Genomic DNA, 26,120 nt, shown 5'->3' with positions numbered 1-26,120 from the left:
TTCTTCTGCGCCAGCACTGTTGCGGCTTTGCTGGCGCACGCCTGGCGTTGTTTCCTTGCATCAAAGTTCTGTTTAGCTGAGCCGGTGAAAGCCCTATAATCGCTTAGTTTTGAAAATGGACGCGATCTTTCCGGTTTTTTGCCAGGTAGGGCCGGAGCGCCGTTTTTATTTGTTTTTACCCGTCATGTATCAAGGACACTTAACAAAACCGTAGCGAGCGAATGTGCGTTGTGGCTGAGAAGCGCGGCTGTGCGAATGCACGGGGACGCCGAGTCAGTGAGCATCGCAGGCCGCGAATCGCGACGCGCAGTAGGTTTTGGCAGGTGTTCAAGTGCATGCCTCATAAAGGAATGCTAGTGAGCCAAACCCTGGTCCAGAAACTTTGCCGCACCAAGCCGATCGATACCACGGTCGAATATGGTGAAGGCCTCAGCAGCAGCGGCTTGAGCCGGTCCATCGGCCTGTTTTCCCTCACCATGATCGGCGTCGGCGCCACCATCGGCACGGGCATTTTCTTTACCATGGTCGAAGCCGTCCCCAAGGCGGGCCCCTCGGTCGTCCTGTCTTTCCTGATCGCCGCCATCACGGCCGGCCTGACGGCCTTGTGTTATGCGGAATTGTCGTTCCGCATCCCCGCCTCCGGCTCCTCGTATTCATTTGCCTACGCCACCGTGGGCGAGTTTCTTGCCTTCATCATGGCTGCCTGTCTGCTGCTCGAATATGGGTTGGCGGGCAGTGCCGTGGCCATCGGCTGGTCGTCCTACCTGAATAATTTCCTGGAAAATGCCTTCGGCTGGCATATCCCCGAGATGCTGCGCACGCCGATGATCGTTTCCGGCCCGCATGGCATGGAGTTTCATGCCGGCCACATCAACCTGCCGCCCATCTTTTTGATCTGCATGTGCGGCTTCCTGCTGCTGCGCGGCGCCAAGGAATCGGCGCTGATGAACGCCATCATGGTCATCATCAAGCTGGCGATCCTCGTGTTTTTCATCGTCATCGCGTTTTCCGGTTTTAACGCAGACAATTTCTTCCCCTTCTTCAATACCGACAATAGCAAGGGCTTTGCCGGCATGACGGGCGTCACGGCGGCGGCCGGCACAGTCTTCTTCTCCTTCATCGGCCTCGATACGGTGGCGACGGCAGGCGATGAAGTGAAAAATCCCACGCGCAATGTGCCGCGGGGCATCCTTGGCGCCTTGCTCATCGTCACCGTGTTTTACCTGCTGGTGGCCGTGGCCGCCCTCGGCGCGCAACAGGCGAAGCTGTTCGAAGGCCAGGAAGCGGGCCTGGCGGTGATCCTGCAAAACGTCACGGGCAAGACCTGGCCCGCATTGGTGCTGTCGGCCGGCGCCGTCATTTCCGTCTTCAGCGTGACCCTGGTGACGATCTACGGCCAGACGCGCATCCTGTTTGCCGTCAGCCGCGACGGCCTGATCCCGAAATCGTTCCAGAAGATCCACCCGCGCACCCTGGTGCCGGTCAGCAATACCATCATCGTCTGCCTGGTGGTGGCCGTGGTGGCCGGTTCCGTCGATGCGACCTATTTGTGGGATATGGTCAGCATCGGCACCCTGACGGCCTTCATGGTGGTCTCGATCGCCGTGCCCGTGCTGCGCCACAAGCAGGGCGCCAACCGCATCGAAGGCTTCAGCGTGCCGTTCGGGCCGTACGTGATTCCTGGCCTGAGCGTACTGGCTTGCCTGTACATCATGCGCGATTTGCCGCATACGACGTTTGTCGTGTTCAGCGTGTGGATGGCGGTCACGGTGGCCATTTATTTCCTGTACAGCATGCGGCATTCGCACCTGGGCAAGAAGACCCGCTAATGCAGCCTGTTCCATCCAAAACCGCCGCGCTTGCCGGCGGTTTTTTTTATTTCTAACCGGAATTTACATGATGAAAATAACTGATCTGGCCGCTTGCGGCTTGCTGGCAAGCAGTCTTCTGGGCATCGCGGCGCAGGCCGCTCCTGCAGCCGAGCCGGCATTGCGCGATTACCGCGCCGTTGCCCTGTCGGCCAATGGGCAGCGCATCGCCGCCATCGAGTCGAGCAGGGCGGAACAGCCACAGCCGCAGCGTCCGCATGCGGCCATCGTCGTGCGCGACGCCGCCAACGGCACCATCGTGCAGCAATTCGACCCGTGCGCCGTGTGTTCCTACGACAAGCCCAGCTGGTCGCCCGATGGCCGGCAACTGGCCTTTGTCGGCTACGACGCCAAGGCGGGCACGGCGCATCTGTACCTGGCCACAATGACACAGGCGCAGGCGCGCGTGTTGACCAGTATCAAAGGCGTGGCCAGCACGGCACGCTGGTCGCCTGACGGCAAGCAGCTGGCGCTGCTGGCCACGGTGGGCGCGCGCAAGCTGGCGGGTGCCGTCGAAGCGGGTGCGCGCGCAGGTGTGGGCGAAGTGGGCAGCGAAGACGATGCCCAGCGCATCGCCGTCGTGCCGGTCAGCGGCGGCGAGCTGCGCTTGCTGTCACCCGCCGACACCTATGTGTATGAATATAATTGGACGCCCGATGGGCACGGTTTTGTCGCCACCAGCGCGCAAGGCAATGGCGACAGCAACTGGTGGGTTGCCAAGCTCAGCCATATTGACGGCGACACGGGCGCCCTGCGCGTGATCGCGTCGCCGGCCATGCAGCTGAACTTGCCGTCGGTCTCGCCGGACGGCAAGACGGTAGCCTTCATCGGCGGCCTGATGAGCGATTTCGGCTCCATCGGCGGCGATATTTATACCGTCCCGCTGGCCGGCGGCACGCCGCGCAATCTCACGCCCGATTACCGCGGCACCTTCAATGGCGTCGTCTGGCGCGGCGCCGGCTTGCTGGCAACGGCCCTGATCGACTCGCAGCTGGCGCTGGTGCCCGTCGATGCGCAAACGGGTCCGGCCCGGCCGGTGATGCTTGGAGAACTGAGCAGCAGCGGCAGCGATGGCCGTTTGTCGTTCAGCGCCGACGGCCGTCACGCCGCTGCCGCACAGGAAGACTTTACGCACGCTTCCTACCTGGTGGCGGGACCGGTGGGCCAGCTGAAAAAGATCACGCGCGACAATGACGGCTTTGCGCCGCAGGTGACGGTGCAGAACGTGGGCTGGAACAACGAACAATACAAGGTGCAAGGCTGGCTGCTGGGGCCGTTGAAGACGGAAGCAGGCAAGCAGTATCCGATGATCGTCAACGTGCATGGCGGGCCCGGTGCAGCCGCCTCGCCCCGTTATGTGGAAGCGCGTACCGTGATCGAGGAATTGACGCAAAAAGGCTATTTTGTCTTCCTGCCCAATCCGCGCGGCAGCTTTGGCCAGGGCCAGGCATTTACGCGCGCCAATATGGCCGACTTCGGCGGCGGCGACTGGCGCGACATCCTGGCCGGTATTGATGCCGCGCAAAAAGTGGCGCCCATCGATGGCCAGCGCCTGGGCTTGATCGGCCATTCGTATGGCGGCTTCATGACCATGTGGGGCGTCACGCACAGCGACCGCTTCAAGGCGGCCGTGGCCGGCGCTGGCGTGTCGAACTGGATCAGTTATTATGGCCAGAACGGCATCAACCAGTGGATGATCCCGTTCTTTGGCGCCTCCGCGTATGACACGCCGGACGTCTACCGCCGTGCCTCGCCCATCGAATCGATCAAGGCAGCGAAGACGCCGACCCTGATTTATGTGGGCGAGCGCGACGTGGAAACGCCGGCCGCCCAGTCGCTGGAATTCTGGCACGGCTTGCGCGCCATGGGCGTGCCGTCCAGCCTGTTCATCTACGACGGCGAAGGCCATTCCTTCCGCAAGCCCGAGCACCAGCGCGACTTGCAGAAACGCACCATTGGCTGGTTCGAACAATATTTGAAGTAAGTTGCGCAGGCTTAGCGCGGGGCCACAATATGCACGATCGCCGCGCTATGCACCACGATCTTGTCCGCATCCGCCTGCAACAATCGGATGCGGCGCTGCACCAGCGGCCAGCCCGACCAGGCCACGTCGCTGACGGGCGGTGCGGCAGAGGCCGCCAGCGGGGCGCTGATGGCGGCCTTGTCGTCGAGCTGCTCCAGCGCGCGCGACAGGGTCAGGCACACTTGCGTGTGGCTGTGGCCGAGCAGGGCGTTGACGGGCGCGACGGGCAACTGGCTGGCATGGCGCCCGAGGATCGAGCGCAGCGCCGCCACGTGGGCCACCAGCAAGTAATTTTGCACGATGAACAGGTTGATGTCTTCCACGGCCCGCTGCTTGCTGGCCGGTTCGTCGAGCATGCGCACCAGCGCCGAGCTTAGCGCGGCCAGGCTGTCCATCAGGCGCTTGCGCTCGATGCGGTAGGCGAAATCGTCGAAACATTTTCCCTGCAGTAACTCGAAGCTGGCTTGCATATACGACAGGTTGACGTTGAGCACCTGGCGCACGAGGCGCGGCAGGCTCTGGTATTCCCAATTGGCCAGCACGAAGCTGAACACGGTCGCCACCGCCGCGCCGATCAGGGTGTCGATCAAACGCTCGCTGACGAGGTTCGGGTTGCTGGGCGCCACCAGGTGCATTTGCAACAGAATCATCAGGCTGACGGCGATGGCCGTGTAGCGGTAGCGCAAGTAAATAAAGGTGGGCGTGGCCACGATGGAGAGAAATAAAATGCCCATCAGCACGATATTGCTGTGCACGAAGCGGATCACGATGGCCGTGACCACGCAGCCGATGATGGTGCCAATGATGCGGTCGGCGCGGCGCTGGCGCGTCATGCTGAACGTGGGGCGCAGGATGATGACGATGGTCAAGACGATCCAGTAGCTGTGGGCCGCATACGGCAGCCAGTGGCCGATCAGCAACCCGACCGAGATGGCCATCGACACGCGCAGGGCGAAGCGGAACACGGGCGAATCCAGGCGCAGATTCGCCAGCAGGGTCTTCAGTTCGTATTTCTGCTGCGATAAAAACGGCGCCATGTCGGCGCCGCTCCAGAATGGCACGTCGGCATAGACTTTTTGCGTGGCCAGGTGCAGCTCGGCGATCATTTTCAGAATGGCGCGGATCTTGTTGCGCTGCGCGCGCAGGGTCGCCAGCGCTTCCTGCGCATTGTTTCCTTGTGCGTGCAGGCAGGCGATCTCCGCTTCGATGGCGGCCCATTCCTTGTCATAGCTGATCTGCGCATACGAGGCGCGCTTGCGCGTGACGGCATACGCCACGGACTCGATGTCGCGCGCCGCCTTGTAGGCCAGGTCGTGCAAGGATTTGAGCACGTCCGAGTCGGCCAGGTGCTGGCGCAGCAGCGCGTAATCCGTGTGCGTGGACAGGATCAGTTCATATAAATCGAGCATGCACACATGCACCTGCACCACGATAGCATCCTTGCTGTTCTTGTGGCTGCGCAAGATCAAATCACGCGACGCTTGCTGGCGGTCGGCCAGGATGCTTTGATGGCGCACCAGCTTGTTGAACTGCTCCGTCAAATTGAAACGCGTGTCGTAGAAATCGGCCTTGATGTCGATGTAGGCGGCCAGTTCGAACAGGGCTTCTGCCAGCACTTGCTGTTTGATGCGGTGGCGCAAGACCCAGGCGATGGCCATGGCGTAGGCCAGATAGATCAAGCCCCCCAGCATGAACAGGCCTGCATGGTGGAACGATTGCTGCCACGTCATCTGGTGTTCCATCGACATGGTCATGATGAACAGGGCGGCCAGCTGCAAAGGCATGGATTTCTTGCCGTACACCACCATCATGCTGGCAAGAAAACTGACGAGGACCAGCACCGTCATCAACAGCCATTGCACGGGCCCGCACAGGCTGATCAACAAGGTGACGGCGCTGCACAGCAGCACCGAAGCCAGCATTTCGTTGAACTTGTGGCGCAGGGGGCTGGGCATGTCCATCAGGGTCGTGCACAGGGCGCCGATGCATACCGTCATGGCGGTGGCGCTGTCGCTGATTTCCTGGACCAGCAAGGCGAGGCCGACCAGGCCGATGGCCACGCGCAAGCCCAGGTAAAAATAATGGCTGTAAATAAAGGTGCGCAGGTTCAGTGCGTAGTGCATGGGATTACCTTGTGGGTAGGGCACAGAAAGAGGCGCCGCACCGGGGTCTCCGATGCGGCGCCAGGATGTTGCAGTCGCTACAGCCTTGATTTACATCAGGGCAATGACAGGATATCTCCGCCACTCGGGCTCGGCAAAGCGCTGGCAGTGCTCAAAAATGAAGTCGAGCACGGCTTCCTGGTTGCTCAGCAGGGCCGGGTTGGCTGCTTTCCAATCGGCAAATTTGGCCGCCAGCGCCGGCTCGTCGCGCAGCAGTTCGGATGCCATGTCTTCGAAGACGTAATTGGAAAACGCTTCTTTCTTCTCCAGCACGCTGTTGAAGAAGCCCCAGCGGAAGAAGCTGTCGTGCGCCTGCGGTTCCAGGGTTTCCACGGCGTAGCGCGCGTTATCCTGGTCCAGGCTGATCACATAGTCGCCCGCCTGCACGGTGAACTGGCCCGTGCGCGCTTCCACTTCCACCGTATCGTGGAACATGTGGCCTTCGTAGGCCGTGGCCCGCGTGCCGACGTTGGTAATGTGGTAGTAGCGCGCCGTTAGCGTCTGTTCGGCGGTGATGCGGCTCATTTCGACGCCGTTCCAGCGCAGGCGCTCGATCACTTCGCGCCAGGCTTGCGGCACGACATAGGCTTTCGGCGCGGCCACGGTGACGTCCGCATCGAAGCGGTTGTAGTAAACGATGTCGCGTTCCCACGGCTGCGAGCGGTCGTAGGACAGGCGCTGGTAGTCGCCCAGCACGCTAGCCGTGTATTTGGCCGCGTAGCCCTTGAAGGGGAAGGTCGACGGTTGTTCCTCGTTCATGCTCCAGTGGATCGGCCACTCGGCTTGCGTGCGTCCCGCTGCCTTGGCTTGCGCGCGCAGTTGCTTGATCTGTTCGCCGTGTTTGACCGTGAACGCCATGGTGATGTCGAGCAGGGCGCGCATGGACGCGTAGCGGTCGGCAAAGGGCTTGAGCATGTGCGTTTCCGGCATGAAACCGATGACGTGATGCAAGGCCGCAAAACCGGTCGAGAAACGGGGCACTTCGAGGAACTCGGCGATGCCGTGGTCCGGGCTGTCCTTGACGGGATTCACGTACGGGCACGTGGGCCAGCCGGCCTGTTCCATGTGCGCAAAGATGTGCGGCAGCATGGTGTCTTGCAGGAAGGGACCGAGGCCATTGCCCAGCTTATCCGTCTGCGTGTGAATCAGGGTCATCGTGTACGGGTAGTCGGCGCCGTTCGACGTGTGCGTGTCGACCATCACGTCCGGATCCCAGCTGGCCAGCAGGCGGTTGAACACTTGCGCGTTCAGGCTGTCGCACTTGATGAAATCGCGGTTCAAGTCCAGGTGGCGGCTGTTGCCGCGGAAACCGAATTGCTCCGGGCCATCCTGGTTCACGCGCGAGGTATTTGCGCGGTTCAGGCTGCCATCGACGTTGTAGATCGGAATGAACAGCAGCACGGTGCTGCCCAGCGCCTCCAGGCGCTCCGGCTGCGTGCAGAGGTCGCGCACGATGGCCATGCAGGCGTCGATGCCTTCCGGTTCGCCCGGGTGGATGCCGTTATTGTTGAAGAACACGGTGCGGCCCGCGCGCTTGATTTGCTCGCGGTCAAACACGCCGTCCGCGCTGACGACGCCAGCGTGGATGGGCACGCCCGAATCGGACAGGCCGATCTGTTCGAAGTGCAGCACCTGCGGATAGCGTGCGGCGAGATCTTGATAGAAGGTGATGCATTCCAGCCAGGTCGTGGTCTGGTTGTGGTTACCGAGTTCGTAGGTCGTGCGCAAGTCTGGTGGCATAGCGGTCTGAGTCTGGGAGGGGGAAGGCGCGCTGGGTAAGTACGCCCGCTAGGGGCCAATTGTAGCACCGGCGCTCTTGCCTTGATGCGCAACAGGAGGCGATCACCGGCCTTGTGTTATGAATACGTTTCAGGCGCAAGGATGGAGGCGGCATGGGCAAGACGGCGATGGCAGCGATGGCGGCGCTGGTGTGGGGGATAGGCCTGGCGGCACAGGCGGCGCCGTTGCGCTTGCCGGCGGGCAAGGAGCCCGTGGCGCAGGGCGGCTCCGTGACGGCCGCCGCACAGGGGGCGCTGATACGCTACCGGGGCTGGCTGCTGGCCGTTGATGGAGCGGCGTCCGAGCAGATGCCTGACGTCTTGCTGACGTCGGCGGAGGCGGGCCAGGCGCCGCAGTTGCGGGTCGGCACGCTGCAGCGTGCCTTGCCAGTATGGGCGGCCTTCGAGTTGATCAAGGGCAGCACGCGCCTGCGCATCACGGCGCTGCCGGGGCCGGATGAGATGCCCGCGCTGCTGCTGGATTTTGGCGAGGCCGATTACCGCATCGTGATTCCCGCCGCCCCTATCGAACGGCAAGCCTATCCGTTACTGGCGCAGCGCTTCCCGGCGCCGACCTGGCCTTGCTGCTGCAGGATGGCCGGAGGGTGATGTTGCCGCTGGGAAGTGGCCGCGCGCCAGTGTTTGGCGAGGAGCAAGCCGTGCCTTACCGCTTTGCCAAGGTAAAACGCTAGGCAAAAAAAAGCCACTCCCGCAGGAGTGGCTCAGGCTAAAGCGCCCGTTGCCGGGTTATTGCTTTTTGTTATTCAGCGCCCATTTCTTTCAGCAGGTTATCTGCGTGGTCGATGTGTTTCATGTTCCACAGCATGTAGCGCAGGTCGACCTGGATCGAACGGGTGTTGGCCTTGTTGTAGTCCCAGTCGGAAATGATCGAGTCCAAGGTGCCGTCGAAGGCCAGGCCGATGAATTCGCCTTTCGAATTCAGGGCTGCCGAACCGGAGTTGCCGCCGGTGATGTCCAGGGTCGCCAGGTAGTCGACCGGCACGGTTTTCAGCTTCGGATCGACAAATTTGCCGAAGTCCTTGGCTTTGATCGCGGCCAGTTGTTTCGCTGGTGCATTGAACTCGCCTTCGCCCGTGGCTTTGGCAACGACGCCATTGACGGTGGTGAAGGCGGTCCAGGTGGTGCCGTCGGCGCCATGGTCACGGCCGGCAACTTTGCCGAACGTTACGCGCAGGGTGCTGTTGGCGTCAGGATAGACGGCTTGGCCCTTGCTCTTCATGAAGGCGATCTTGGCTTTCATGTAGTTGGCGTAGGCTTGCTGGATCTTGCCTGCCAGTTCTTCGTCTTCCGCTTCGTTTTTCAGCGAATCCGGATACATGGCGACGGCTGCCTGGATGAAGCTGTCCTTGCTGGCCTGGAATTCGGCAGGCGTGCGTTTCAGCCAGGCTGCGCGTTCTTCCTTGTCGGCCAGCTTGCTGCCCGCATACAGTTTGTCCAGGGCGGCGGACAGCTCGGCTGGCGACATGCCATCCTTGATGCCGATGGCGGCGTCGAAGCTGGCGCGGCGCTGTGCTGCCGGTTGCGCGGCGTACTTGGTCAGGCTGTTCAGTACCAGCGCCTTGTCGACTTTTTCATCGTAGGTGCGCTCGACCGACGTGACGCTCGAGGTCAGGCGCGGCAAATCGCGCGTCTGGTAGCCGGACTTGCGTTCCGTATCGGCCTTGGTGCCTTCGTTGGACAGGCGGTACAGGCTGCGTGCCGTGTTCAGCAGGCGCGGCTGTGCGTAGCTGAGGAAGAAATCGCGCTTGGTGTCGGCATCGCGCTCGGCGATCAGCTTTTCCACTTGCTCGATGTCGCCGGCAAATTCCGCCTTGCGGGCAGGATTGGCGTTGACCCAGGTTTTCAGGGCTTCGTGTTCCGTCGTCTTGCGCGCCAGGAAGTCGCTGCCGGCGTAGGAATCGAGCATGCCTTGGCGGTTCTTGTAGTAATTGTTCACGCCGGCAACTTGACCTGCGTATTTCAGGGCCACATCTTTGTTGTCCTTGGTTTCGCGCGCGATGATGGCCAGGGTTTCGCCCGACGCTTTTACGAAGGCCGGATAGTTCCAGTCAAACGTAAACGCCACTTCCGATGGCAGGCGGTGACGGTTGGTGCGGCCAGGATAGCCCAGCGCCATGACGAAATCGCCTTCTTTCAAGCCATCCTTGGCCAGTTTCAGCACGTGTTTTGGCTGGTAAGGCACGTTGTCCTTGCTGAAGTCGGCAGCTTTGCCGTCTTTGCTGACATAGGCGCGGTAGAAACCGTAGTCGCCCGTGTGGCGCGGCCACATCCAGTTGTCCGTGTCGCCGCCGAATTTGCCCACGCCGGCCGGAGGCGCGTGCACCAGGCGCACGTCGCGGATTTCCAGTTGCTTGATCAGGTAGAACTCCAGGCCGCCGTAGTAGCTCGACACGGTGCAGCGGAAGCCCGCTTCTTTTTCGCATTCGGCGACCAGTTTCTTCTGGTTTTTCTCGATCGCATCGATGCGCGCCTTGCCTTGCAGCTTGGCCACGTCGGCGCTGATGATCTTGTCGCTGACATTGGTCACGGCCGAGGTGACGAAGATGCGGCTGCCTGGGGCGGCCGGCAGTTCTTCAGCGAACGTCTTGGCCAGGAAACCGTTGGCCAGCAAATCGCGCTCTTTGGTCGAATTGACCGCCACGCTGTTGTAGACGCAATGGTGGTTGGTGGCAACCAGGCCTTGCGGCGAAACGAACGAGGCCGAGCAACCGCCCAGGCTGACGATGGCGCCCATGGGGAACTCGGTCAGCTTGGTCAGGGTAGCCGGATCGAGTTTCAGTCCGGCGGCTTTCAGTTCCTTGGCTACTTGTGGCAGCTGTTGGGGCATCCACATGCCTTCATCGGCGTGTGCGAAGTTGCTCAGGATGGCGAGCGCGATTAGAGATTTTTTCATTCGAGTTCTGTTCTTTTACATTGTAGGGAAGTCGGAATCAGCGGAGTACCCGCTGATTGTGCAGCGGGCGACATAGAGTATCCGTATCGAACCGGCACTAGTCAATCACATTTTCCGGGGAGCATGTTTGTAGTCGATTGCTTAAATGGCACTATTCTCGGCGCTGCAGGGGCAGAAACTGGCTGCCAGGACGCATTTTTCCGTGCTGCGGCTGTGGTATTGTCCATACATGTCCTGGCGGCAATAAAAAAAGGCCGGACGCTTGCGCGGCCCGGCCTCCTCGTGATGGACCGTGTGTTGCTGGTCTAGCGTATTTTGCCGCGGCGCAAAAGATTGACGATGCCGAGCAGGATCACGGCGCCCAGGAACGAAACGAGCAGCGAAGACAGGCTGAAATTGTCGCTATTGATGGTGCCCGTGCCGAACAGCGGCGCCAGCAGCCAGCCGCCCAGGAAGGCGCCGACGATGCCGACGACGATATTGAGGAAGATGCCCTGTTGCGCATCGGTTTTCATGACCATGCTGGCCAGCCAGCCGATGACGCCGCCAATAACGATCCAGATTATGAAATTCATGTAGTCCTCCGCACGTTGGGTGAGTGGTTGTGCCAGAGCGGTGCGGCTTGCACGTCATGGCAAATTGATACTGATGCCGCACGATAGAAAAGTCCAGCGGATTCGCATGGCGCATGCAAAAGCCCGCCTGGCTGCGGGCAGCGAGGCGGGCTTGTCATGCGGCAAGGTCGTGTTTAGTCGGCCTTGATCGCTTCCACCTGGATGGCCAGCTTGACTTCCGGCGAGAACGCCGGCATGCCGTAGTTCAGGCCAAAGTCGCTGCGCTTGAATTCCGCCGTGGCATCGGCGCCGCACACTTCACGCTTGTAGCGCGGGTGCATGATGCACTTGAACTTGCTCACGTTCAATTTGACGGGCTTGGTCACGCCCAGCAGGGTCAGTTCGCCATCGACTTCCACCAATTGATCGCCGTTGAACTTGAACGACTTGCTCTTGTAGGTGATTGCCGGGAATTTCTCGACGTTGAACATGTCCGCTTTTTTCGCGTGCGTGTTCATGGCGTCCAGACCGAAATCGATCGAATCGGCATCGATCACCAGGTCCAGGCTGCCCGTCTTGGCGGCACGGTCCAGGGTGACGGTACCCTTGGTCTTGTTGAACTTGCCGCGCCACACGGACATGCCCATGTGATCGGCTTCGAAGCTGGGGAAGGTGTGCGTCGGGTCGAGGTTGTAGGTGTCGGTAGCGGCCATGGCCGAACCCGCGCCGGCGGCTGCCAGCACGGCGATCATCAAATGCTTGAATGTCATGAATATCCTAAGGTTGAACAAGGGGTGTGGCGATTACTGAGCAGAAACATGAAACTTAATCGTGACCTCGTCGGCAACCATGCTCGTGTCTTTCCACTCGCCTTCGCCGATGTTGTAGGTCAGGCGCTTGATCGGCAGGGCGCCGTCAAACGCGTATTTTCCGCCATCGGCCTTCACCGTCAGGGGGAAGGTCACGTCCGTGGTCTTGCCTTTGATGCTCAGCTTGCCGCTGACCGTCAGCTTGCCCGCGCCGGCGGCCTTGATGCTGCTCGAGACAAAGGTGGCTTTCGGAAACTGGGCCGAGTTGAACCATTCTTTCTTGGCCACTTCCTTGTTGTATTCCGGATCGCCGATATCGATGCTGGCCGTTTCGATTTCCACCGACGCCTTCGAGGCGTCCGGCGTGGCCGGGTTGTAATCGATGGCGATATTGAATTTCTTGAATTTCGCTTCCACGGGCACGTTCATTTGCTTGAACACGGCCGACACGCTGGTCTTGGCGGGATCGACTTTCAGCAGGGTGGCGGCGGTGGCGGCCACGGACAGGCCCAGCAGGGAAGCGAGGACGATGCGTTGGGTGGTTTTCATCTTGTTTTTTCCTGTGTTTCAGTGAGCAAGGGGAGGACGTTATGGCAGCATGCGTTTCAGCACGCCGTCACGGTCGATGAACTGGTGTTTCAGCGCCGCCAGCACATGGGCGGCCACGGCGGCGGCCATCGTCATGTTCAGAACATAATGAATTTCTTTTAAGAGCGGCTTAAGTTCCGGGTTCGGCGCCATGATCACGGGCAACTGGAATAATCCAAGGTACACCACGGGCACGCCGGCGGCCAGGGTGTACAGGTAGCCGGAGATGGGCACGGCGAAGATCAGGATGTACAGCAGCACATGCATGGCGTCGGCCGCCTTGTTTTGCCAGGCAACCATGCTGGCCGGGTGCGGCGGCGGCACGTTGGCCTTGCGCCACAGCAGGCGGATGGCGGCGATGGCCAGCACGGTCACGCCCAGCCATTTGTGCCAGGAGAAATATTTGAGCTTGGTGGGCGTCAGGCCGGGAATGTCCGTCATGACCAGGCCCATGACAAAGGCGCTGATGATCAGCAGGGCGGTCAGCCAGTGCAGGATGATGGCGGTGGTGGTGTAGCGTTGCATCGGCGGCTTTCTTGAATGTAGTACGCATTAGGACTAATTCGGCCTAATATACCAAAGAAAAGCAAATTGCGCTGCGTGCTGCAGATTCTACAAGAAAGAGTGCCGGAAAAACTGCGGGGCGGCCAGCATTTGTGTGCTGGCCGCCCCGCGGGAGTGGATCTGCTTGATCCAGGTACAGATTGTGGCTTAGATGGCTTTGGCCAGCTGCGCCGCGATACCGATGTAGTTGCCCGGCGTCATGGTCAACAGCACGTCTTTGGCATCCTGCGGGATGGCCAGGCCGTTGACGAAGGTTTGCAGCGCCTCTTTCGAGATGCCCTTGCCGCGCGTCAATTCTTTCAGCTGCTCGTACGGGTTTTCGATGCCATAGCGGCGCATCACCGTTTGTACGGGCTCGGCCAGCACTTCCCAGGTCGCATCCAGGTCTTGCGCCAGGCGCGCATGGTTCACTTCCAGCTTGTTCAGGCCGCGCAGGCAGCTGTCATAGGCCAGCAGGGTGTAGCCGAGGCCCACGCCGATGTTGCGCAGCACGGTCGAATCCGTCAAGTCGCGCTGCATGCGCGAGACGGGCAGTTTTTCCGACAGATGTTTCAGTACGGCATTGGCCAGGCCCAGGTTGCCTTCCGAGTTTTCGAAGTCGATCGGGTTGACCTTGTGCGGCATGGTCGACGAGCCGATTTCGCCCGCTTTCAGTTTTTGCTTGAAGTAGCCCAGCGAGACATACGTCCAGATGTCGCGGTTCAGGTCCAGCAAGATCGTGTTGGCGCGCGCGAAGGCGTCGAACAGCTCGGCCATGTAGTCGTGCGGTTCGATCTGGATGGTGTACGGGTTGAAGACCAGGCCCAGGCGCTGTTCGATGACGTCCTTGGAGAATGCGGGCCAGTCGAAGCCGGGGTAGGCCGACAGGTGGGCGTTGTAATTGCCGACGGCGCCATTCATCTTGCCGAGGATTTCCACTTGTTCGATACGCTTCACGGCGCGCTGCAAACGGGCCACGACGTTGGCGAATTCCTTGCCCAGGGTGGTCGGGCTGGCCGTCTGGCCGTGCGTGCGCGACAGCATCGGCACGTCCGCATTGTCGTGCGCGATCTGCGTCAGCTTGGCCACCAGGCCGTTCAATGCCGGCAGCATCACGCCGTCGCGGGCCGCTTTCAGCATCATGCCGTGCGAAGTGTGTGTTGTTGATATCTTCCGAGGTGCAGGCGAAATGGATGAATTCCGACGCCGCCACCAGTTCCGGCACGTCCGCCACTTGTTCCTTCAGCCAGTACTCGACGGCCTTGACGTCATGGTTGGTGACCGCTTCGATGGCCTTGATGCGGGCCGCGTCGGCTTCCGAGAAGTCCGCTGCCATCTTGTCGAGCAGGGCGGTCGCTTCTGCCGAGAACGGCTTGATTTCGGCGAAACCGGCTTGCGACAGCGCTTGCAGCCAGGAGATTTCCACTTTCACGCGGTGGTGCATGAAACCGGCTTCGGACAGGATCGGGCGCAGCAGATCGGTCTTGCTGGCGTAGCGGCCATCGAGCGGAGACAGGGCCGACAGCGTGGAATACGGAGTAGTAGAAGTCATGAGAGCGGACGCAAGTTAAAGAAACGGTTGGCGTGTGGCGCGCGGGGAGGGCAGGGCTATTGCAATACAGCAACACTGACGGCGCCACAGTAAAGGGCGATTTTACCACCGCTGGCCGCTGGCCAGCCGTCCGTTGGCCGCCGGCGCAGCGCAATTTGGCCGAATCCGGCCCCGATGCGGCGTGCCTGCCACACACGAGGGGCCGCCGGGCGCGTGCTGCCAAACAGCGCTGCCGCCGATGCTATACTGCTTGCTGCTCCCTTACCTTAAAGTACCTATGAAACTGATCGGTTCCCTCGCCAGCCCGTATGTCCGCAAAGCCCGTATCGTGCTGGCGGAAAAAAAGCTCGACTATGTCTTCGAGCTGGAAAACGTGTGGGTGCCGGAAACCCGCATCGCCCAGGCCAATCCGCTGGGCAAGGTGCCTTGCCTGGTGATGGAGGATGGCAGCACCTTGATCGACTCGAAAGTCATCGTCGAATACCTCGACACGCTCACGCCCGTGTGCAAGCTGCTGCCAGCCGGCGGCAATGGCCGCGAGCGGGCCGATATCAAGAACTGGGAAGCGCTGGCCGACGGCATCCTCGATGCGGGCGTGCTGGTGCGCCTGGAGCGCACGCAGCGTCCGCCCGAGCAGCAAAGCGCGGCCTGGATCGCGCGCCAGCTCGACAAAATCACGCTTGGCCTGGCGGCGCTGGAAGCGCGCCTGGGCGAGAGCGCGTATTGCGCCGGCAAGAATTACACGCTGGCCGACGTGGCCGTGGGCTGCACCCTGGGCTGGCTCAGCTTCCGCTTCCCGGAAATCGACTGGCGCGCCGATCACCCGGCGCTGGCGCGCCTGTTCGACAAGCTGTCCGAGCGGCAATCGTTCAAGGACACCGTGCCGCAATAAAGGCCCGGACGAAAAAAAACCGGCTGTTGCCGGTTTTTTTGCGCCTGACGAAGGAAATTACTCCTCAATCGCCATCTGGCTTTGCAGGTAGTTCTGGATGCCGACCTTGGCGATCAGGTCGATCTGCGTTTCCAGCCAGTCGATATGCTCTTCCGTGTCTTCCAGGATCATCAGGAACAGGTCGCGCGAGACGTAGTCGCCCGCTTTTTCGCTGATGGCGATGCCTTCCTTGACGGTGGCGTGCGCGGCGCGTTCCAGCTTCAAGTCGCATTCCAGCATTTCCGGCGTGTTTTCGCCGATCAGCAGCTTGTGCAGCGCTTGCAGGTTCGGCAGGCCGTCGAGCATCAGGATGCGGTCGATCAGCTTGTCGGCGTGTTTCATTTCGCCGATCGATTCTTCGTATTCCTTCTTGCCCAGCTTTTCCAGGCCCCAGTGCTTGTACATGCGCGCATGCAGGAAGTACTGGTTGATGGCCGACAGTTCGTTGGTGAGCTGTGCGTTGAGCATGCGGATGACTTCTTTATCGCCCTTCATGGGAATTCCTTTGTTCTGTGTCGCGTTCGATGATGAAACCGCAGGCTGCTGGCGTTCACTGCCGGGTGGCGCAGGGCTGCCTGGTGGCGCGCAGGTGGCCGGTTTCGCTATGCCCGCATGATAGCGCAAAATAGGGGCGGTTTCCGGTGCTAAACGGCATTTTTCCGTCTTTTTAACGTAAATATCGTGCGAATAAAACCCATTCTCAACTGGATTGCCCTATTTTTCCGTTTTTTATTTGTTAAGGAAAATGAAGGCCATTCTCATTCGCGTTCATGCGGTCTTTCATGCAGGTTCAGCGGACTTGGGGTGTCGCGTGGAAACGGCGCAAAATGTTTGCGCCATTCTTGCTTTTACGTATTCTTTGCCGCTGATGGCGATGCGATAATCACCGGGAAATTCACTACAAAGGATAGCAAGATGATGCTGCATATACCCGGCGTGCTGACGCCGGAACAGGTGACGCAGTTTCGCCAGCGCCTGGCGCAGACGGACTGGGTCGACGGGCGCGCCAGCGTCGGCGCGCAAGGGGCGCAAGTCAAGCGCAACCGCCAGCTGGCCGAAGGTTCGCCGCTGGCGCTGGAGCTGGGCGAAATCGTCAGCCGCGCGCTGATGGCCAACCCGCTGTTCTTTGCCGCCGTGCTGCCGCTGCGCATCCTGCCGCCCTTCTTCAACAGCTATGCGGGCGGCGAGCACTATGGCCTGCACATTGACGGCGCCATCCGCACGCCGAAGAACGGCATGCAGTCGATGCGCGCCGACGTCTCCTCGACCGTCTTCTTGAGCGAGCCGGACGAATACGAGGGCGGCGAACTGGTGGTGGTCGACGCGTATGGCACGCATGAAGTGAAACTGCCGGCTGGCGACGTGATCGTGTATCCGTCGAGCAGCGTGCATCAAGTTCTGCCCGTCACCAGCGGCGAGCGCATCTGCTCCTTCCTGTGGACGCAAAGCATGGTGCGCGAGGACTGGAAGCGCAGCATGCTGTTTGAGCTCGATCAAAACATCCAGAGCGTGCGCGGCGAGCACGGCGATTCGTCGGCCACCGTGGGCTTGACGGGGCATTATCACAATCTGCTGCGGATGTGGGCGGAGATGTAACGCGAAACGCGCATGGCGGCGTTGCTTAGGCTCGCCGTCGCGCCTTGCCCTGTGCGCTTCGCGGTGCAGTCGCGCAAAAGCGCGGGCAAAAAAAAGTCTGCCTGGCCCGGGGATGTAGGCTGGCAGACTGAAACAAGCAGTTGCTTGACTGGTACAGAAAACAGGGCGCAAAAAAGCAAGCAGGGCACGGTGTGCGGTGCTTGCGGGCTGGCAGCGGCGCCGTGGCCGCCGGAAGGCTAGCTCAGTTGGAAGGTCAGGGGGACGAGCACGTAGACCGGGACGGGCTTGCCGTTTTCGATCATCGGCTTGAACAGCGCGCGCTGCGCGGCCTGGCGGCCCGCTTCGTCGAGGTTGCCGTAGCCGGTGGATTTGTGGATCAGGATTTGCTCCGGCAAGCCCTTTTCATTGATCAGGATGCGCAGCACCACGGTGCCGCTTTCGCCCAGGCGGCGCGACAGGTTCGGGTAGATCAGCTGCGGCGCCTTGATGTATTCGACGCTGCTGACGGTGCGCGGCGCGGACGGGGCCGGTGGCGTCGGCGACGGTGCCGCTGGCGCCGTCGGCGCGGCGGTGGCCACGGGGGCCGCTTCGGCGCGCGTCGGCTGCGGCGGCGTGATCGTCGGTTCGCTCGGCGCCACGGCGATCAGCGGCAGCGGCGGGATGACGGCGCGCGGCACGGGGGCGCTCAATTCCACGGTTTTCGGTACGGACGGCGCCGGCGGTTTCGGTGGCGCGGGCGGGGCGATGATGCTGATGGTGGTGATGGTCGGCATGGCCGCCGTGACCACGCGGCTCAGCAGGCCGCTCTGGATGGCGTAAAAGCCGGCGATGTGCAGGACGACGATGGCCATCAGCGGCGCGAATTTGTTGCGCTTCTTGTCGAAGTCGGCAAATTGCGGCACGGCCTGCACCGTTACGGGCGGGGGCATCATCGTCATGGCGTTATCGCTTTCTTTAGTTTGTCAGTACAGCTCGCATCAATACGGTTTCTTGCAGCACTGCCGTGGCGTTCAGGTGATCGTTCAGCACTTCCCGCGCGCAGGTGTGGCATTTGCCGCAGCAGGTGGCCACGCCCAGGTCGCGGCGCAGTTCGGCCATGCTGGACAGGCCAAGATCGACGGCTTGACGGATTTCACGATCAGATATGTTGTTGCAGACACATACAATCATTGATACACCTTCTGGCTGGAGGATGAACAGACACTAGTGCTGGAAAGCATTGTTGCTAGTGTTTTAATGAGAATCATTATCATTACGTTTCATTGTCGCGCAAAGCGGGGGACAATGCAAGCGATTTTGATCAAGTGTGTGGCAGTTGGCGGCCTGGCGCCGCAGCTTGACCGGCCGTGTTCCCGCATGACGCAGCCCTTGATGGGGGCGGCTCTCCGGGCTAAATAAAAACTATTCGCATTCATGTTTATAATGCTGGTATTGTCTCGGACGGCCGCCGTCTGGACACATTGAAAGGCCGCTTGTCGGTAATGCGCAACAGTTGCGTTTTACCTCACAAACCTGGGACCAGTGCAAGGCGCCGCGCGCCGTAGCCTGTATCAGGTGTTCTTAATTTGAACGGAATTTGCTCATGACTCTAGTTCCACCCCTGATGACGCTCGATGCGCTGGCAGTCGGCCAGAGCGGCACGGTGTTGCATATCACGCCCCACGCGGCCGGACAGACGGAGGACGGCGTCGACCTGGCCCGCCGCCTGATGGAGCTGGGCTTCGTTCCTGGTGAACATATCCGCATGCTCAAGCGCGGCATGCCCGGCGGCGATCCGCTGGCCATCAAGGTCGGCAATGCCACGTTCGCACTGCGCCGCTTCGAAGCGGCGCTGATCACGATTCAACCGCTGCTTCAACCGGAATAACCATGGGTGCTGTCGAAACTATTGTCGATGCGGGTGTGCACAAGCCGCCGCATCAGCCACAAATTGCCTTGCTGGGCAATCCGAACTGCGGCAAGACCGCCCTGTTTAACCGGTTGACGGGCGCGCGCCAGAAAGTGGCGAACTACGCCGGCGTGACCATCGAGCGCAAGGAAGGCCATTTCACTTCGCCCGCCGGCAAACCCGTGCGCGTGCTCGACCTGCCGGGCGCCTACAGCCTGTCGGCCACCACGCCCGATGAAGCCATCACGCGCGACGTGGTGGGCGGCCTGCGCCGCGGCGACCCGCGTCCGGACGCCATCATCTGCGTCGTCGACGCCACCAATTTGCGCCTGAATCTGCGCCTGGTGCTGGAAGTCCAGCGCCTGGGCCTGCCCATGCTGCTGGCGCTGAACATGACGGACGTGGCGCGCAAGCGCGGCATGCTGATCGACACGGGCAAGCTGTCGCAGGAACTGGGCATGCCCGTGGTGGAAACCGTGGCGGTGCAGCACGACGGCGAAAAAGCCTTGCTGAACGCCATCGACGCCATGCTGCCGCTGCCGGCCGTGGAAGCGAAACCGCTGGCGGCCATCGATGCCGTCAGCGTCGAAGAAACGCAGCGCGAAGTGCGCCGCATCCTCGCTGCCGTCAGCAACGACACGGGCGACAGCGGCAACCTGACGGAAAAGATCGATGACGTGGTGCTGCACCCCGTCTTCGGCCCCATCATCCTGGCCGTGCTGATGTTCCTGATCTTCCAGGCCGTGTTTGCCTGGGCCGCCACGCCGATGGAAATGATCACCGATGGCGTGGGCCACCTGGGCGCCCTGCTGACGGCGAACATGCCCGACGGCCACCTGAAAAGCCTGCTGGTGGAAGGCATCATCGGCGGCGTCGGCAGCGTGCTGGTGTTCCTGCCGCAAATCCTGATTTTGTTCTTCTTCATCCTGAGCCTGGAAGACTGCGGCTACCTGCCGCGCGCGGCCTTTTTGCTGGACCGCCTGATGGGCGGCGTGGGCCTGTCCGGCCGCGCCTTCATCCCGCTGCTGTCGAGCTTTGCCTGCGCCATTCCCGGCGTGATGGCGGCGCGCACCATCCAGAACCCGCGCGACCGCCTCGTCACCATCATGATTGCGCCGCTGATGACGTGTTCGGCGCGCCTGCCCGTGTACGCGCTGATCATCGCCGCCTTCATTCCCGAGCGCCAGGTATGGGGCTACCTGAGCCTGCAAGGCCTGGTGCTGTTCGTACTGTACTTCGCCGGCATCATCTCGGCCATGGCCGTGGCCTGGGTCATGAAGCGCAGCATGGGTGTGCGCGGCAACCAGCCGCTGCTGCTGGAATTGCCGGCCTACCACTGGCCGCATTTGCGCAACCTGGCCGTCAGCCTGTGGGAGCGCGCGAAGATCTTCCTGACGCGCGTCGGCACCATCATCCTGAGCCTGATGATCATCCTGTGGTTCCTCAGCACCTTCCCCGGCGCGCCGGACAACGCGATTCACCCGCCCATCTACTACAGCCTGGCCGGCATCCTGGGCCGCGGCCTGGAAGTGATCTTCGCGCCCATCGGTTTCAACTGGCAGATCTGCATCGCGCTGGTGCCGGGCATGGCGGCGCGTGAAGTGGCCGTCGGCGCCCTGGGCACCGTGTATGCGCTGTCGCAAACGGGCGACGCGCTGGCGTCCACGCTGGAACCGCTGATCGCCCATTCGTGGTCGCTGGCCACTGCGTTGTCGCTGCTGGCCTGGTACGTGTTCGCGCCGCAGTGCCTGTCGACCCTCTCCGTGGTGAAACGCGAGACGGGCGGCTGGCGCTATCCGCTGCTGATGGCCGGCTATATGTTCGCGCTGGCGTATGCCGCCTCGTTCATCACGTACCGTCTCGCCCTGATGCTGGGCGCTTAGGAGAAAACCATGTGGCAAACCCTTATCGTCGCCCTGATCGTCGCTGCCGCGCTGCTGCATTTTTCGACCAAGTACCTGCCGGCGGGCGTGCGCCGCGCCATCGTGCGCGGCCTGGTGCGCTGCGGCCTCGACGAGGCGAAGATGTCGGTGCTGTTCAAGGTGGCGCCCGGTTGCGGCAGCGGCTGCGGTTCCTGCGGTTCCTGCGACAGCCCGCCGCCGCCGTCCGCCACGCCGCCGGCCGACGGCAGCAGCAAGCGCGTGATCCTGATGCAGGTACAGCGCCAGGATTGATGTACGTCTGGTCACGGGCGCACCCGTGGGCTACACTGGGCTTTCCGCATGGCAAGGAGTGGCAATGGCGATACTGTTGATCTTCATGTTTCTGTTTGCCGTCGCCACCTGGCTGCTGGCCAGCCGGCGCGGCCGCCACGGGGGACTCTGGTTCGGCATCGGCCTGTTTTTCGGGCCGTTTGCCTTGCTGGCGGTGGCGGCCCTGCCGCCCGTGCCAGCAGTTCAGCGGCCCTGAACGAAAAAAAACCCGCTGCTGCGGGTTTTTTTTCGCCGGTACTGCGCCTACGCCTTGCCGGCCAGCTTGTCGACGACCGGCACCAGCGCGGCCGGGCGGCAGCCGAAGGCGGCCAGGCGGCCTTTCGCCTTGGGCGCCAGATCCAGGTCGTAGGGCAAACGGCCCGCCACCAGCCACAGTTTATCGTGCGGCAGGGCCTCGACCAGGCGGCGCTGGCCGTCGACGAACATGGCGTTATACGTTTGCAGCACGATCTGTTGCGCGCCTTGCGCAAAATCAATGGCGGCAGCCACTTCCTCGTCCAGCGCTTCGGCCGACAGGGCGTATTCGCGCACGTCCAGGCCCGCTTCGAGCAGCGCCGGCAGCATCGAGCTGCGCGCTTCCTTGTTGCGGCCCAGCGCCACTTCGTCGATTTCGCTGCGCGAGCGCACTTCCACCGTCAGCAGGGTCACGGGCAGGCTGGCGTCGAGCGGGCGGTAGTCGCCCTGCACGCGCAAGGCGGCCTTTTGCAGCAGCTGCGACAGGGCCATGGCGGCCGGCTGCATCAGCGCCGGCGGGGCGACGGGACGTTCGCGCCAGTCGCGCACGGCGCGGTTGCGCTTGAGTTCCGCCACGCGGGCAAGCGCCGCGTCGATGCGGGAGAGCGCGATGTCGCCGCGCTCCACGGCGGCGAGGACGGCGTCGATGGCCGCCGTCTGCTGCGCTTCGCGGTGCGAGATGAGGACGATGTCGGCGCCCGCCTGCAAGGTGGCGATGGCACCCTGGGCGATGCCGATGCCGTCGGCGATGGCCGCCATTTCCAGGCAATCCGTGATGACGACGCCCTTGTATTGCATTTCACCGCGCAGCAGGTCCGTCAGCACGCCTTTCGATAGCGTCGCCGGCACGCTGGTGTCGGCCTCGAAGGCGGGAAAGACCACGTGCGCCGTCATGATGGCGTCCACGCCGCCGGCAATCGCCGCGCGGAAGGGCGCCAGTTCCACGGCGCGCAGGCGTTCCTTGTCGTGCGGCACCAGGGCCATGGCGTAATGCGTGTCGATGGCCGTGTCGCCGTGGCCGGGGAAGTGCTTGGCGGTGACGGCCACGCCGCTGGCGCGCTGGCCGCGCATGGCCGCCATGCCGTAGTCGATGACGGTGGCGGCATCCTCGCCATACGCGCGCACGCCGATGACGGGGTTGTTGCGGTTGTTGTTCACGTCCAGCACGGGCGCGAGCAGCATATTGATGCCGATCTGGCGCATTTCATCGCCGCTGATCTGGTTCATGCGTTCGCAGTCGTCGATGGAGCCGGCCGCCTGGAAGGCCATCGCCGCGGGAATCGGCGTGACGCCCTGCTCGATGCGCATCACCATGCCGCCTTCCTGGTCGATCGAGATCAAGAGCGGGATGTCGGACACTTCCGCGTTGATCTCCTGCAGTTCGCGGCACAGGGCCGACACTTGCGCGGGCGTATGCACGTTGCGGCGGAACAGGATCACGCCGCCCACCTTCTTGTTGCGTATCAAGGTCTTGATATGCTCGTCCGCCTGCAGGGCGTCGAAGCCCACCATGAACAACTGTCCTATTTTCTCGCGCAAACCCTGCTCCATGCTGCAACTCCTCCGGTATTGATTGTGACGACGGCATACGTATTCTGGCACCGTGGTGGCGCGTCGAGGCGGTCACCGGAAAAGCTGCCTTGGTTTTGTACTTGTTTTGGTATTGTATTGGATTTGGGTTTTTGCGCAAGTGGTTATTAAGTGGTATTGCTCCACTTGCGCAAACACCGCATCAATCGAGGCGCTGGAACGAGGCCGATTGCGCCTTGGGCCAGTACAGGCCGAACACGGGCGGCAGCTGCGGCAGCTGGCTCGGGTCGAGCAGCTGGCCCGCTTCCAGGAAGGGCAGCAGGGCCGAGGCCAGTTTGACCTGGTTCGGCGAGATGCGCCGCACCAGGTGGTGCGGGCGCAGCTCCTGCGGGTGCGCCAGGCCGGCGGCGGCGATCAGTTCGGCTAGCGCCTTCATGGTGTTCTGGTGGAAGTGCGCCACGCGGGCGATCTTGTCGGATACCACCAGCGCGCGCTGGCGCTGCGGGTCTTGCGTGGCCACGCCCGTGGGGCAGCGGTCCGTGTGGCAGCTTTGCGACTGGATGCAGCCCAGCGCGAACATGAAGCCGCGCGCCGAATTGCACCAGTCGGCGCCCAGCGCCAGCAGGCGGGCGATGTCGAAGGCCGTGATGATCTTGCCCGAGCAGCCGATCTTGATCCTGTCTCGCAGGTTGGCGCCCACCAGGGTGTTATGCACGAGCACCAGCGCTTCCTGCAGCGGCGTGCCCACGTGGTCCGTAAATTCCAGGGGCGCCGCGCCCGTGCCGCCTTCGCTGCCGTCGACGACGATGAAGTCGGGCGTGATGCCCGTTTCCAGCATGGCTTTCACGATGGCGAAGAATTCCCACGGGTGGCCGATGGCCAGCTTGAAGCCCGTCGGCTTGCCGCCGGAGAGCGTGCGCAGGCGGTCGATAAAGCGCAGCATTTCCAGTGGCGTGGAAAAGGCGCTGTGCGCCGCCGGCGAGACGCAATCCTCGCCCACCATCACGCCGCGCGTGGTGGCGATCTCGATCGTCACTTTCGGGCCGGGCAGCACGCCGCCGTGGCCCGGCTTGGCACCCTGCGACATTTTCAGCTCGATCATTTTCACTTGCTCCGAGCTGGCGTTGGCGATGAAGCGCTCTTCCGAAAACGTGCCGTCCTGGTTGCGGCAGCCGAAGTAGCCGGAGCCGATTTCCCATACCAGGTCGCCGCCGTTTTCGCGGTGGTAGGGGCTGATGCTGCCTTCGCCCGTATCGTGCATGAAGCCGCCGCTGCGCGCGCCGCCGTTCAGGGCCAGGATGGCGTTGGCGGACAGGGCGCCAAAGCTCATCGCCGAGATATTGAAGACGCTGGCCGAATACGGCTTTGCGCGCGGGCAGTCCGGGTGGTTGCCGATCTCGATGCGGAAGTCGTGTCCCGTGACCTTGGCGGGGGCGATGGAATGGTTGATCCATTCGTAGCCGGCCTGGTACACGTCGAGCTGGGTGCCGAACGGGCGCTTGTCCGTCTGCTCCTTGGCGCGCTGGTAGACGATGCTGCGCTGGCTGCGCGAAAACGGCGTCGCCTCGCTGTCGCTTTCCAGGAAATACTGGCGGATTTCGGGGCGGATGCTTTCAAAAAAGAAGCGGAAATGGGCGAGGATGGGATAGTTGCGGCGCAGGGCGCGCTTCGTTTGCAGCAGGTCGCTGATGCCGACCAGGGTCAGGGCACCGGCCAGCACGGGCAGCCAGTAGTGATCGTAGTAAAACAGGGACAGGACAAAGATGGCTGCCGTCGCAATGAAGGTCAGGTAGCGAAATGGTACTAGGTGCATGGGCACTCCGGGGAAGTCAGACTGATAACTGATGAGTCTACCTTCGATTCACGGAACGTGCTGGTGGGAAAGAACGCGGCGCCCGGAGGCGCCGCGTGAGGCGCTTAGCGCTGTGCGGCGCGGATGCGCTCGATCCGCTCGGCGCTGGCCGGATGGCTCGACAGATACGGCGTGCCCTCGTCCAGCTTGCCCAAGGCGACAAACACCTGCGCCAGATGTTCCAGCGCGATGCCGTTCTGGCGCAGCATGGCGATCGCGTAGTCGTCCGCATCGCGTTCGACATCGCGCGAATACTTCAAGTCCAGCAGCAGCGGCGGCAGGGTCGCCACCACCGTCGACACGTCGCCGAACAGCAGCGCCGCGCCGGCGCCCACGGCCGAGGTCTGGATGATGCGGCGCGTCAGGTGGCGCTGCTGCAAATGGCCCAGCTCATGCGCCAGCACGCCCATGATGGCCAGGTCGTCCGGCAGCAGTTCGATCATTTCGTCGGTCAGCACGATGTCGCCCGAAGGCAGGGCAAACGCATTCGGGCCGATCTTGCTCTTGCGAAACACGATGCGGTGCTCGGGCGTGCTGTCGCCGGGCGTGGCCAGGCGCGCGAACTGGGCGCGCAAGGCTTGCTGGCGCGCGCCATCGAGCTGGCTGGGCGCGAATACATGGCGGTCCAGCATGTCGAGCACGCCCTGGCCCAGCTGCCGTTCGACCGACTGCGGCAGGGTGTACGCGATGCCCTTGGCCGCCAGCGGCAGCAGGTATTGATAGCTGAGCCAGAGGGCCAGCACCGTGGCCACCGTCGCCAGCAGGGCGCCGCGCCAGCTTTGCTGCAGCCGCACCACCCAGCCGTCGCGGTGGCCCGTGGCGTGCAGCATGTCGTTGAAGGCCGCCTGGTCGGCGATTTCCAGGTAGGCGCCGTCTGGAAAGCTGACCTTGCGCACGGCGTGGCGGCTGCGTTCGGACACGTGCAGCTCGCCCAGCGGGCAGCTGCGCTCGATGTCGCCCGCCAGCACGGCCACGCCATCGCGCACGCTGAGCGTGAGCGTGACGTGGTACAGGCGCGAACTCTGGCCGTCGAAATAGCGGGCGGCCAGCGCGGCGTGGTCTTCTTGCGTGTCGGCGTTCATTGC

The 26,120-nt window shown here is 62.3% G+C and carries 22 protein-coding genes and 1 pseudogene; 9 read left to right on the top strand and 14 right to left on the bottom strand.

The annotated features are described in order from the left end of the window. The first annotated feature begins 356 nt into the window (after positions 1 to 356). Complete coding sequence (locus tag ACQVLG_RS05650; protein WP_230539210.1) at positions 357 to 1,829, top strand: amino acid permease; 1,473 nt, start codon at positions 357 to 359, stop codon at positions 1,827 to 1,829. A gap of 67 nt (positions 1,830 to 1,896) precedes the next feature. Continuing rightward, positions 1,897 to 3,852, top strand: a complete 1,956-nt coding sequence (locus ACQVLG_RS05645) for a S9 family peptidase (RefSeq protein ID WP_474293321.1) — start codon at positions 1,897 to 1,899, stop codon at positions 3,850 to 3,852. Between the two features lie 11 nt (positions 3,853 to 3,863). Here ACQVLG_RS05645 and ACQVLG_RS05640 read toward each other — a convergent pair whose 3' ends face one another. Then, complete coding sequence (locus ACQVLG_RS05640) at positions 3,864 to 6,014, bottom strand: FUSC family protein (protein ID WP_474293319.1); 2,151 nt, start codon at positions 6,012 to 6,014, stop codon at positions 3,864 to 3,866. Positions 6,015 to 6,104: 90 nt separating this feature from the next. Then, on the bottom strand, positions 6,105 to 7,793 hold the full coding sequence (locus ACQVLG_RS05635) for a M14 family zinc carboxypeptidase (RefSeq protein WP_474293318.1): 1,689 nt from the start codon (positions 7,791 to 7,793) through the stop codon (positions 6,105 to 6,107). Between the two features lie 152 nt (positions 7,794 to 7,945). Here ACQVLG_RS05635 and ACQVLG_RS05630 point away from each other — a divergent pair, with 152 nt between their 5' ends. Then, entirely contained in the window at positions 7,946 to 8,440 is a 495-nt protein-coding gene (locus ACQVLG_RS05630) for a hypothetical protein (RefSeq protein ID WP_474293316.1), read from the top strand. Positions 8,441 to 8,591: 151 nt separating this feature from the next. On the opposite strand, the gene ACQVLG_RS05625 is transcribed toward ACQVLG_RS05630, so the two are convergent. The 6 genes and pseudogenes from ACQVLG_RS05625 to purB form a co-directional block, all read right to left on the bottom strand. After that, entirely contained in the window at positions 8,592 to 10,745 is a 2,154-nt protein-coding gene (locus ACQVLG_RS05625) for a S46 family peptidase (RefSeq protein WP_474293315.1), read from the bottom strand. Positions 10,746 to 11,050: 305 nt separating this feature from the next. Further along, on the bottom strand, positions 11,051 to 11,320 hold the full coding sequence (locus tag ACQVLG_RS05620; protein ID WP_071075198.1) for a GlsB/YeaQ/YmgE family stress response membrane protein: 270 nt from the start codon (positions 11,318 to 11,320) through the stop codon (positions 11,051 to 11,053). Between the two features lie 173 nt (positions 11,321 to 11,493). Beyond that, positions 11,494 to 12,069 (bottom strand): YceI family protein, encoded by a 576-nt coding sequence (locus tag ACQVLG_RS05615; RefSeq protein ID WP_474293313.1) that lies wholly within the window; start codon positions 12,067 to 12,069, stop codon positions 11,494 to 11,496. 33 nt (positions 12,070 to 12,102) lie between these two features. Then, positions 12,103 to 12,657, bottom strand: a complete 555-nt coding sequence (locus tag ACQVLG_RS05610) for a YceI family protein (protein ID WP_230539203.1) — start codon at positions 12,655 to 12,657, stop codon at positions 12,103 to 12,105. A 39-nt stretch (positions 12,658 to 12,696) separates the two neighbouring features. Further along, positions 12,697 to 13,221, bottom strand: coding sequence for a cytochrome b (locus ACQVLG_RS05605; protein WP_474293311.1), 525 nt, complete (start codon positions 13,219 to 13,221; stop codon positions 12,697 to 12,699). A gap of 186 nt (positions 13,222 to 13,407) precedes the next feature. Then, positions 13,408 to 14,791 (bottom strand): annotated as a pseudogene (gene purB / locus ACQVLG_RS05600) (adenylosuccinate lyase). A gap of 277 nt (positions 14,792 to 15,068) precedes the next feature. Between purB and ACQVLG_RS05595 the strand changes: the two are divergent. Continuing rightward, complete coding sequence (locus ACQVLG_RS05595; RefSeq protein WP_152254807.1) at positions 15,069 to 15,683, top strand: glutathione S-transferase N-terminal domain-containing protein; 615 nt, start codon at positions 15,069 to 15,071, stop codon at positions 15,681 to 15,683. A gap of 57 nt (positions 15,684 to 15,740) precedes the next feature. Here the strand turns inward: ACQVLG_RS05595 and bfr are convergent, their stop codons facing one another. Next, on the bottom strand, positions 15,741 to 16,217 hold the full coding sequence (gene bfr, locus ACQVLG_RS05590; RefSeq protein ID WP_034745609.1) for a bacterioferritin: 477 nt from the start codon (positions 16,215 to 16,217) through the stop codon (positions 15,741 to 15,743). 420 nt (positions 16,218 to 16,637) lie between these two features. Between bfr and ACQVLG_RS05585 the strand changes: the two genes are divergently transcribed. Continuing rightward, positions 16,638 to 17,318, top strand: coding sequence for a Fe2+-dependent dioxygenase (locus tag ACQVLG_RS05585; RefSeq protein ID WP_474293309.1), 681 nt, complete (start codon positions 16,638 to 16,640; stop codon positions 17,316 to 17,318). A 236-nt stretch (positions 17,319 to 17,554) separates the two neighbouring features. Here the strand turns inward: ACQVLG_RS05585 and ACQVLG_RS05580 are convergent, their stop codons facing one another. Then, positions 17,555 to 18,256, bottom strand: a complete 702-nt coding sequence (locus ACQVLG_RS05580; RefSeq protein ID WP_230539202.1) for an energy transducer TonB — start codon at positions 18,254 to 18,256, stop codon at positions 17,555 to 17,557. A 16-nt stretch (positions 18,257 to 18,272) separates the two neighbouring features. Continuing rightward, a complete protein-coding gene (locus ACQVLG_RS05575) occupies positions 18,273 to 18,488 on the bottom strand; it encodes a (2Fe-2S)-binding protein (protein WP_086144695.1) in 216 nt (71 codons plus the stop codon). A gap of 412 nt (positions 18,489 to 18,900) precedes the next feature. Between ACQVLG_RS05575 and ACQVLG_RS05570 the strand changes: the two genes are divergently transcribed. From ACQVLG_RS05570 to ACQVLG_RS05555, 4 genes are all read left to right on the top strand, one after another. Further along, the gene (locus ACQVLG_RS05570; RefSeq protein ID WP_230539201.1) at positions 18,901 to 19,185 is read left to right on the top strand and encodes a FeoA family protein; all 285 of its coding nucleotides are present in this window, start codon (positions 18,901 to 18,903) and stop codon (positions 19,183 to 19,185) included. Between the two features lie 2 nt (positions 19,186 to 19,187). Further along, positions 19,188 to 21,089 (top strand): ferrous iron transporter B, encoded by a 1,902-nt coding sequence (feoB, locus tag ACQVLG_RS05565; protein ID WP_230539200.1) that lies wholly within the window; start codon positions 19,188 to 19,190, stop codon positions 21,087 to 21,089. Between the two features lie 9 nt (positions 21,090 to 21,098). Beyond that, complete coding sequence (locus ACQVLG_RS05560) at positions 21,099 to 21,380, top strand: hypothetical protein (protein WP_230539199.1); 282 nt, start codon at positions 21,099 to 21,101, stop codon at positions 21,378 to 21,380. Between the two features lie 64 nt (positions 21,381 to 21,444). Continuing rightward, the gene (locus ACQVLG_RS05555; RefSeq protein ID WP_474293307.1) at positions 21,445 to 21,615 is read left to right on the top strand and encodes a hypothetical protein; all 171 of its coding nucleotides are present in this window, start codon (positions 21,445 to 21,447) and stop codon (positions 21,613 to 21,615) included. A 47-nt stretch (positions 21,616 to 21,662) separates the two neighbouring features. On the opposite strand, the gene nagZ is transcribed toward ACQVLG_RS05555, so the two are convergent. From nagZ to ACQVLG_RS05540, 3 genes are all read right to left on the bottom strand, one after another. Beyond that, entirely contained in the window at positions 21,663 to 23,204 is a 1,542-nt protein-coding gene (nagZ, locus tag ACQVLG_RS05550; protein WP_474293305.1) for a beta-N-acetylhexosaminidase, read from the bottom strand. 181 nt (positions 23,205 to 23,385) lie between these two features. Then, positions 23,386 to 24,996, bottom strand: coding sequence for an FMN-binding glutamate synthase family protein (locus tag ACQVLG_RS05545; protein WP_474293303.1), 1,611 nt, complete (start codon positions 24,994 to 24,996; stop codon positions 23,386 to 23,388). Between the two features lie 104 nt (positions 24,997 to 25,100). After that, positions 25,101 to 26,117, bottom strand: coding sequence for a M48 family metallopeptidase (locus tag ACQVLG_RS05540; protein ID WP_474293301.1), 1,017 nt, complete (start codon positions 26,115 to 26,117; stop codon positions 25,101 to 25,103). Between the last annotated feature and the right edge of the window lie 3 nt (positions 26,118 to 26,120).

Source organism: Janthinobacterium sp. TPC_1 (genome assembly GCF_056037845.1).
The sequence above is the reverse complement of the archived record's forward strand: the minus strand, read 5'-3'. Positions and strand labels throughout refer to the sequence as shown.